At 65.9% G+C, this 580-nt stretch carries 1 protein-coding gene and 1 pseudogene; one reads left to right on the forward strand and one right to left on the reverse strand.

Annotated elements, in window-relative coordinates; genetic code table 11:
• A pseudogene (locus EEB15_RS33200) lies at positions 1-210 on the reverse strand (insulinase family protein); the annotation flags it as partial.
• 147 nt (positions 211-357) lie between these two features.
• Here EEB15_RS33200 and EEB15_RS33205 point away from each other — a divergent pair.
• Positions 358-580 (forward strand): hypothetical protein (locus EEB15_RS33205; RefSeq protein WP_046880512.1); only part of this gene is annotated, 223 nt, incomplete at its 3' end.

Below are 580 nucleotides of genomic sequence, written 5' to 3' on the forward strand. Positions count from 1 at the left end.
GGTGAGCCCGGGTGTCTCGTAGCTGGAGCCGATCCTGTACCAGAGCTGGGAAACCACCACCGGGGCGCGGTGGTCTTCACGCACTATGACCTTCAGGCCGTTGTCGAGGCTGAACTCGTGGGTGGGCTGGGTTTCCGCCGCCTGGGCGAAAAGCGGGAGACAAAGGCTGGCTAGGAGCAGGCCGACGCGGCGGCGAGCTGGGGTTTTCATGGTGATCTGGACCTTTCGTGCCGCCACCGGGGTCTCAGGTCACTGCGGGGCAGGACCCTTAGCCCCGTCGGGCGAGGAGATGCTAGGATACCCATCCGTTTTCCGGGCGGCCACGTCCCGTGCCGCTCCCTTGAGATACAAGCATTCATGTTTGGTTCCAACGACGACAAGAAGGCCCCGCAGGGCGGGGAAAAGAAAGGTCTGTTCGGCTGGTGGCGGAAAAAGCCGCAAGCCGGCGAGCAGCCTGCCGATCAGCCTGTCGAGCCGGTCTCCGAGACAGCGGCCGCCGAGCAGCGCGCGCCTGCCGATGACGTGGCGCAATCCCTGACAGAACAGCCAGGTCGGCAGCAGCCCTCCGCTGCCGAGCCGG

The sequence above is a fragment of the Ramlibacter sp. WS9 genome, from assembly GCF_003797765.1.
Lineage (GTDB): Bacteria > Pseudomonadota > Gammaproteobacteria > Burkholderiales > Burkholderiaceae_C > Ramlibacter.